This window comes from Achromobacter sp. Marseille-Q0513 (genome assembly GCF_018195695.1).
Lineage (GTDB): Bacteria > Pseudomonadota > Gammaproteobacteria > Burkholderiales > Burkholderiaceae_B > Achromobacter.
The window spans coordinates 1-309 of the sequence record NZ_JAGTJY010000683.1; the positions used below are offsets into that span (position 1 = coordinate 1).

General features: G+C 75.1%; 1 protein-coding gene. It reads right to left on the reverse strand.

Annotated features, from left to right (window positions below; genetic code table 11):
- Window positions 1-309, reverse strand: a 309-nt coding sequence (locus KDH83_RS32295) for a chorismate lyase (protein WP_212323309.1), incomplete at both ends; no start/stop codon positions are given.

Below are 309 nucleotides of genomic sequence, written 5' to 3' on the forward strand. Positions count from 1 at the left end.
GGCCGAGGGCGGGGGCGTGAAAGGGCACGGGCGAGGCCAGCCGGCGGCAGGCGAAAGGCGAGCGGATGACCGTGCGATCGTGATAGAGCATGTCGGCCAGCGGCCGCGTGCGCAGGCGCCGCATGCCCTGCCAGGCGCCGTGCGAGGCTGCCAGCGGCGTCAGGCTGCGGGCCGGCACGCTGTCCACGCCGTCGACGGACATCAGCACTTCGCGGATCCAGACCGGCGCGCCCGGCGCGATGCGCATGGCGCGCGCTTCATCCTGCGGCGCGCCGTCGGCGTACTCGGCCAGCACGCGCAGCCGTACCT